Source organism: Methylobacterium sp. Leaf87 (assembly GCF_001422775.1).
Taxonomy (GTDB): domain Bacteria; phylum Pseudomonadota; class Alphaproteobacteria; order Rhizobiales; family Beijerinckiaceae; genus Methylobacterium.
Map to the genome: position 1 here is coordinate 1 of NZ_LMMI01000047.1, position 7,765 is coordinate 7,765.

General features: G+C 61.5%; 8 protein-coding genes. 4 read left to right on the forward strand and 4 right to left on the reverse strand.

What is annotated here, in order from left to right:
• A partial coding sequence (locus ASF22_RS24665) for a hypothetical protein (protein WP_210166665.1) occupies window positions 1–212 on the forward strand: 212 nt, incomplete at its 5' end.
• A gap of 1 nt (window position 213) precedes the next feature.
• Here the strand turns inward: ASF22_RS24665 and phnE (ASF22_RS18840) are convergent.
• Genes phnE (ASF22_RS18840) through phnC form a run of 4 tightly spaced genes read right to left on the reverse strand, consistent with a single transcriptional unit; the run spans window position 214 to window position 3,795 of the window.
• Complete coding sequence (gene phnE, locus ASF22_RS18840) at window positions 214–1,086, reverse strand: phosphonate ABC transporter, permease protein PhnE (RefSeq protein ID WP_056267159.1); 873 nt, start codon at window positions 1,084–1,086, stop codon at window positions 214–216.
• A complete protein-coding gene (gene phnE, locus ASF22_RS18845) occupies window positions 1,086–1,979 on the reverse strand; it encodes a phosphonate ABC transporter, permease protein PhnE (protein ID WP_056267162.1) in 894 nt (297 codons plus the stop codon). Before phnE (ASF22_RS18845) ends, phnE (ASF22_RS18840) begins: the two co-directional genes overlap by 1 nt.
• Before the next feature lie 33 nt (window positions 1,980–2,012).
• Window positions 2,013–2,945 carry a phosphonate ABC transporter substrate-binding protein gene (gene phnD / locus ASF22_RS18850; protein WP_056267164.1) on the reverse strand — a complete coding sequence of 311 codons (933 nt, stop codon included), beginning with the start codon at window positions 2,943–2,945 and terminating at the stop codon, window positions 2,013–2,015.
• 37 nt (window positions 2,946–2,982) lie between these two features.
• Window positions 2,983–3,795, reverse strand: a complete 813-nt coding sequence (phnC, locus tag ASF22_RS18855; RefSeq protein WP_056267167.1) for a phosphonate ABC transporter ATP-binding protein — start codon at window positions 3,793–3,795, stop codon at window positions 2,983–2,985.
• 351 nt (window positions 3,796–4,146) lie between these two features.
• Here phnC and ASF22_RS18860 point away from each other — a divergent pair, with 351 nt between their 5' ends.
• The 3 genes from ASF22_RS18860 to phnA all read left to right on the forward strand — a co-directional run bounded on the left by ASF22_RS18860 (window position 4,147) and on the right by phnA (window position 7,614).
• Window positions 4,147–5,037 (forward strand): LysR substrate-binding domain-containing protein, encoded by an 891-nt coding sequence (locus tag ASF22_RS18860; protein ID WP_056267170.1) that lies wholly within the window; start codon window positions 4,147–4,149, stop codon window positions 5,035–5,037.
• 205 nt (window positions 5,038–5,242) lie between these two features.
• Window positions 5,243–6,352, forward strand: coding sequence for an iron-containing alcohol dehydrogenase PsrA (gene psrA / locus ASF22_RS18865; protein ID WP_056267173.1), 1,110 nt, complete (start codon window positions 5,243–5,245; stop codon window positions 6,350–6,352).
• Window positions 6,353–6,369: 17 nt separating this feature from the next.
• Entirely contained in the window at window positions 6,370–7,614 is a 1,245-nt protein-coding gene (phnA, locus tag ASF22_RS18870; protein ID WP_082483834.1) for a phosphonoacetate hydrolase, read from the forward strand.
• Window positions 7,615–7,765: the final 151 nt, after the last annotated feature.

The following is a 7,765-nucleotide window of genomic DNA, read 5'->3' on the forward strand; positions in this document are numbered from 1 at the left end:
CGCATCGCCCCGACCCGCTGACCTTAACGCCAGCATTAAGGTCAGGCTTCAGCCGAGTGCGCGATGCCGTCGACCGCGGCCATCACCGGACGCGTACGACGAACGGCTCCCGACCCGATTTATACGTCGAAGTTTTGATATCGATCCTCCAAAATCAGTCGTTCATCATGCCGCAAATTGATCAGTGTTCCGCGACCAAAGCCGCACTCTGATTCACCCGAGGGGAATAGGGCGGCGGCCTATGAGGGACGCCCGCAGCTTGCTCGATGCCACATCGATCAGGGTCACGGCGGCAAGGATCATGAGGACGAGAAAGGACACGTCCTGGAGGTTCAACACCCGGATCTGTTCAGCGAGGTGAACGCCGATCCCGCCAGCACCAACGATGCCAATAATCGTCGCCGAGCGAGTGTTCGATTCGAAGTAGTACAGGCATTGCCCACCGATCACCGGGACGACCTGTGGCAGAATTCCAAAGCGTACCTGCTGTAGCCGGCTTCCCCCAGAGGAGGCGACGCCCTCGACCGGCCTCCTGTCGGCGGTCTCGATCGCTTCCGAGAACAGCTTGCCGAGGGCACCGAAATCCGAGCACGCGATGGCGAGCACGCCTGCGAAGGGACCGAGGCCGACCACGCTGACCCAGAGCAGAGCCCAAATCAGCGTGTCGATGCCACGAATGACATCGAGGAGGCGCCGGGCTCCAAAGTGGACGAAGAAGTTTGGAACGACGTTCTTCGCGGCGAGGAACGCGATGGGGAAGGCTAGTAGAGCCGCTACGAGCGTCCCCAGAAAGGCGATGGCGAGGGTCTCGAATAGGGCCTGGAGATAGAGCCCTAGTCGATCGCCAGTAGAGGGCGGAAACATCATCAGCGAGAAATCGGCGAGTCGGCCGAGTCCGTTAGCGATCCGGACGAGTGAAAAGTCGAGCCACCACATCGCCAAGCCGGTCAGAAGTGCGCCCCCCCCTAGGCAAAGCGCGAGCTTGAGGCTGCGTGCACGGTTCGTGAAGCGTTCCGGATAGGAGGCCCTGATCCGCGCGATTTCCTGAGCGAATGCCGGTCGTGACTTTGGGGCGGAGGACCTCATCACGACATGGCACCGGGGCTCACTAGGCGGTGGCGCACCCGCTCTGCCGCCATGTCGATCAGGAAGACGGTGACAATGATCATTAACAGGATCGCGCTCACGTCTGGGTAGTAGAATTGGCGGATCGCCGAGATCAGCTCCTGCCCGATGCCGCCGGCGCCGACGAAGCCCATGACCGAAGCGCCCCTGACGTTGATCTCGAAGCGCAGCAGCGCATAGGAGGTGAAACCAGCCGCCACTTGCGGCATCGCGCCGAAGCGCAGCGTGTGCAACCAGCCGCCGCCAGAGGCGCGCACTCCCTCGACCGACTTCATGTCGATGTTCTCGACAATTTCGAAAAAGAGCTTGCCGAGCGCGCCCGCGGTGTGGAGCGCGATTGCCAAGACGCCCGCCATCGGCCCGAGCCCGAAGGCGATCACGAACAGGAGCGCGAAGACGATTTCCGGCACTGTTCTCAAGACCTCAAGCAGCCGACGGGCGGCGAAGCGCAGCCACGCGGTCTCGCCGAGATTGGCCGAGGCGGTGAAGCAGAGGCTAAGGGCGACTAGGGTTCCCAGCAGCGTGCCGACATAGGCAATCAGCAGGGTCTCACACAGCAGCCGTATCCAGGGGCCTACGTTCCAGTACCACTCCCGACTGTCGGCCAGGGCGGTCGACCACCTCACCTCAGGCATGATGCGCCCGAGATAGCTGGTGAACCGATGAAGGTTGGCAAAGAACGTGTCCGGCCTTACCTCCGCGACCCAGCCGGACACCAGCGCACACACTGCGACTAGTCCGACGACCAGTATCATGCGCCAACGCCGGCGCACGATCGACCGTTTATAACTTTGAAGCACGGCCCGAGCCTGCCCTTCCGGCAGACCCAGCGCGGTGATGACACGCGATCTCATGGGGAGAACCGATACTATTCGATGCGTCACGCTTCAGCCGGCCTTGCGTGCGCGATCGTTGAACTTGAGCATATCTATGATCGGCTCGTAGTCCTTCGCACTCGTTGTGACGAACTCGATATCCTTGCCATCGGAGAGGGCGTCGAAGTTAGCCTTATCCTTCTTCGGCATATCGAGCATCGCCCGCTTGATGGCCTGCTTCAGGTCTTCCGGAAGGCTCTTGAGGACCGCGTAGGGGTCACCCGGTATGATGTCCGACTTGAAGACGACACGGAAATCATCAGCCTTCAGAGCCTTACCAGACGCATCCTTGAGCATGCCTTTGGAGGCCATGCGCAGGATGTGATTGTCGGTGTCTGCGTACCATGCATTGGCAGCGACGTCCGCCGTGCCCTGCATGAGTGCCAGGACGGCGTTCTCGTGACTTCCTGCAAAGAAAGTTTTGCCGAAGTGAGAATCGACCTTCACACCTTTCTTGTCGAGAAAAAAGCGAGGCGCGCTGTTGCCCGACGCTGAGTTCGGATCGACCAGCGCGAGGGTCTTGCCCTTCAGGTCTTCGACCGACCGATAGGGGCTGTCGGCACGCACCAAGAGCACGGAGTTATAACCGATAGCGCCGTTGTTGCGGCGTGCTAGCACTACCGGCTCGGTTTCCACGCCTGTCATCACAGCGCGCGCGTAAGAGGCCGGGCCGTAGTACGCAATCTGAATATTGCCTGCACGCTGCGCCTCGATGACGGCCGCGTAGTCGTTGGCGATCCGAAAATTCACCTTCACGCCGAGCTCCCGGGATAGGTAGTCCGCAAGCTTGCTGTATCGCTCGGTCGTCACCGTGGGATTCTCGGTCGGGATCGCCCCAAACGTGAGTTCTGGATACTTTGCTCTCCAGCTTTGCGCCTGCACTGCGACGGGCGCGAGCGCAGCGGTCGCACAGGCGAGCACGAGCAGCATTCTGCGATTGAGCATGGTGTCGATCCTTGTTGCGAGTGAGAACGAGCGCGCGTCAGGCGGCTGTCGCGGTTCGGCCGAGTTCGGCGAACTCGAAGGTTGGCCTTGCGGCGGTCTCGCTGACGACCTCGTTTGCTTCGAGCCCGTAAAGCGTGCGCGCAACGCCATCCGTGAGTTCGTCGGGAGTGCCCTCGAACACAATGCGACCGGCGGACATGCCAACGAGCCGATCGGAATAGGTACGGGCGAGATCAAGCGAGTGCAGGTTGCACAGGACGGTGATGCCGTACTGCTTATTGATCTGCAGGAGCGCGTCCATCACAACGCGGGTGTTCCGCGGATCAAGGGAGGCGATTGGCTCGTCGGCAAGGATGATCCGCGGCTCCTGAACTAAGGCGCGCGCAATAGCGACCCGCTGCTGCTGGCCGCCGGACAGATTCTCGGCGCGCTCGGAGGCGAGATGCGCGATATCGAATTGTTCGAGCGCGGACAAGGCGATGGCCCGATCCGCGTCGCTCCACAATCCCAGCAGCGATCGGGTTAGAGACGCGTGCCTTAGGCGTCCCATCAGCACGTTGGTCAGCACATCGAGGCGCCCGACCAGGTTGAACTGCTGGAAAATCATGGCGCAATCCGCACGCCACATGCGTAAGGCATCCCCCTTGAGGGCCGTGACGTCACGCCCGTCAAAACGGATCGACCCCGATGAGGGCCGCACCAGCCGGTTGATCATCCGTAACAGCGTCGATTTCCCTGCACCGGATCGGCCGATCACCCCAATGAACGCGCCGGGCTGAACCGTAAGATCGACGCCGGCAACGGCGGTGCTTGATCCGAAACGCCTCGTCAAACCCTGAATCTCGAGCATGACCTCTCCAAAGGATGCGAGATCGGCATGGAGCTTCCGCCGACCGTCCCGAACCTACTGCTTCCCGTAAGCATTCAATCTTACAGTTTTATGACGGCCGCATCCCGTCAAAGTATATGATTGATTATTGGGCTCGAAACACAAATCTCCACGCATTCCGATTTGGAATGCGTGGATGGAATAGTTTCGCAATATTGATAGGTAATTCGTCGAGCCGATGGCTGCGGGCGACCGCCGACGGGTCCGAAAATTTCAGAGGCGCTTGCTCGACCTCGTGTAGCTAGGCATTAGGACCAGAGGCGACCGGCTTCGTCCAATCGAAACTTCGGTGCGCTACTATCGGAAAAACCTATGCGCTTTACGCAGCTCCGATCGTTCCACGCCGTCGCCGCGGCCGAGAGCGTTACCGTCGCCTCGCAGACGCTCAACGTGAGCCAGCCCACGCTAACCGCCCAGGTTCGCGCTCTGGAAGAGGAGTATGCCGTCGAACTCTTCGTGCGCGCCAGTGGGCGGCTCCGCCTGAGTGAGGCGGGACGCAAACTTCAGCAGATCACACGGCGCCTGTTCTCGGACGAGGCCGATGCACGCCACTTTCTCACCGAGAGTCGCGAACTCAAGACGGGCAGCATCCGTGTCGGGGCCGTCGGCCCCTTCCATGTCACTGAGATGCTGGTCGCCTTTCACGGCCGCTATCCGGAGATCGAGATTGCGGTGTCCATCGGCAATTCCGTCAGCGTTCTCAGGGACCTGCTGGATTTTAAGAGCGACGTCGCAGTCCTGGCCTATGTCGAGAACGATCCCCGGCTCTGGGTCAGGCAGTACAGCGAGGATCCAATCGTCGTGTTCGGACGTAAGGACCACCCTCTGTTCTCGCGGGAGCGCGACGGGTTGCGCCTGGCCGACCTCGATGAACAGCCGATGGTCTACCGGGAGCATGGGTCCAACACGCGCCGGTCTAGCGAGGCCGCCCTGGCCAAGGCCGGCGTAAGGCCCCGCATCATTATGGAGATCGGGAGTCGAGAGGCCGTGCGGGAGGCGGTCGCGAGCGGGGTCGGCCTCGGCTTCGTGTCCCAGGCCGAGTATATTGGCGACGAGCGGCTGACCTTCCTGCCGGTGACCGATGTAAGAATTGTCAATCACGCGCACATCGTCTGTGTGCGCGACCGTGTCCAGTCGCGGCTGATCGCAGCGTTCGTGGACGTCGCCACGGGCCTGCGGAACTCCAATCCGATCGCCGGCTGATCGCGCGCATTGTCCCGGTGTCGGCGCGTTGCCTGCGAAACAGCTTCGTCACCCAAGCGTTCGTCGCCGTAGATCATACGGGGTCCTCTGCCCGTCACGCCGTCATCGGTTTTTTATATAGCGCTCGTATAAACTATCAATTCGACAAATCGTCAGTGCGAATGCTTTCAGGGCTCGAAGGCAGTTAGGACATGGGATCGATCGTATGCCTGCAGCATGGGAATACTGGAATCCTGTCGGCATTACCTTCGGAGAAGGAGCGCTATCAGGCCTGAGAGACAAGCTCGCCGGACGCAGCTTCTGCTTGCTGACCTACAGCGACCATCCGTATTTCGACACGCTGGTGGAAACCGTGTGCCGCACAGCCGGTACGCCGGCCGTAATCGTGCGTGACGTCGAGCCGAACCCGAGCTTCAGCGGCCTGCACCGAAACTGCGCGGCGTTCGGCCAGGCCTGCACGCCTCCGGAGGTGATTGTTGCGCTTGGCGGGGGCTCAGTCATCGACACCGCCAAGGTGCTGGCCGCCTCCGGCAGTGATTTCACCCGCGTTCAGGCTTTTCTCGAAGGCCGCGCCGGACCCGAGAGTCTTCATCGCCTGCCGATCATAGCGATTCCAACAACGGCGGGTACGGGCAGCGAGGTTACCTCCTGGGCTACAGTCTGGGATACGGGTGCCAAAAGGAAGTACTCACTTGCGCGCCCCGAACTCTACCCTGAGCATGCTATCATCGATCCGACGCTGACGCTGCGTGTGCCACGTGCCCTAACCATGAGCACTGCTCTCGATTCTCTGTCGCACGCGCTGGAAAGCATCTGGAACGTCAACGCCAACCCGGTCTCGGCCAACCACGCGGTCTGCGCGGCTACGGAGATCCTAGATGCGCTGCCCGCGCTCCTCGCTAGGCTCGACGACCTTGCACTGCGCACCCGCATCGCCCGGGCAAGTCTGTTCGCGGGCCTTGCCTTCTCAAATACCAAGACGGCTCTCGCTCATTCCCTGTCCTACTACCTGACGCTCCATCATGGCACGGTGCACGGGATTGCCTGCTCGTTCAGCCTACCCGCCGTAATGCGAAGTGTGATCGGCCACGATTCGGCCTGTGACGCCGTTCTCACGCGCATCTTCGGCGCCGATCTAGCAGCGGGAGCCGACACGCTCGAAGCCTTCCTCAACGGTCTCGGCGTCTCGACCCGCGCCACCGATTACGGGGTTACCGGCGAGAACTGGCGGGCGGCCATCGACGACGCCCTGCTCGGCGAGCGCGGCCGCAACTTCATCGGCAGCCGTGATGCCGTTTTAGCCGCAGCAGCCTGAAGAGAGGATTCTCGAACGTGCCTGTTCACCTGAATACAGACGTTGTTGCTAACGGCCGTTCCTATCGGCGCCCGTCACGCCCGGTGGTGGTGATCTGCATCGATGGATCGGAGCCCGGCTACATAGAGGCGGCCGTCGCGGCGGGACTTGCTCCAAATCTTGGGCGGCTGATGAGAACCGGCGCCAGTACCACGGCACTCTCAGTGATCCCGAGCTTCACCAACCCGAACAATCTTTCGATCATCACCGGCCGGCCGCCGGCGGTGCACGGGATCGCCGGCAACTACTTCTACGACCGCGAGGCAGATCAGGAGGTCATGATGAACGACGCGCGTTTCCTCCGCGCGCCCACCATTCTCGCCGAGTTTCAGCATGCAGGCATGAAGGTCGCGATGGTGACCGCCAAGGACAAGCTGCGCACTTTGCTGGGCAAAGGCCTCGTCTTCACCTCTGGGACAGCGGTCGCGTTCTCTTCGGAAAAGGCCGACACGGCGAACTTGCAGCAGAACGGGATCGACGACGTCCTCAAATTCGTCGGCTTGCCGCTGCCCGACGTCTACTCCGCTGATCTGTCCGAGTTTGTCTTCGCCGCGGGCATCAAGCTCCTCGAGTCATTTGAACCTGATGTGATGTACCTGTCGACAACCGACTACGTACAGCACAAGGCGGCTCCCGGCTCGGACGGTGCAAACAGCTTCTACGCTATGTTCGACCGGTACGTTGGAGCGCTCGACGCGTCCGGTTGCACGCTGGTGATGACGGCCGACCACGGCATGAACGACAAGCACCACGCTGACGGACAGCCGGATGTGATCTACCTGCAGGAGATCCTGGATGGGAAGCTCGGTGCCGGAACAACCCGGGTCATCCTCCCGATAACGGATCCCTACGTCGCGCACCACGGTGCCCTCGGCTCCTTCGCCACCGTCTACGTGGACGCCGACAGGCGGGACGCCGTCATCGGCATCGCCGGGGATATTCCGGGCGTGGCCGTTGCGATCAGCGCGGAAGAGGCCTGCGAGCGCTTCGAACTGCCGGCTGATCGGATCGGTGATGTCGTTGTCCTCTGTGACAAACACAAAGTGCTCGGTACGGCCGCGGCGAAGCACGACCTTTCGGGCCTGACGGAGCCCTTGCGCTCCCACGGCGGGCTTACAGAGCAGCGAGTTCCGATGATCGCCAATCGTGGATTCGACGTCCCGGTTGGGCGTACGCTGCGCAACTTCGACGTCTTTGACGTCGCTTTGAACCTCGTGCGCTGAAAGTTCATCCATGTCCTATGGTCCCCCAAAGAAGCTCCAGGCCGCGATCCTCGATTGGGCCGGGACCGTCGTCGATTTCGGTTCCTTCGCGCCGACCCAGATCTTCGTCGAGGCCTTCGCCGAGTTCGGCGTTGCCGTCAGCTTGCCCGAG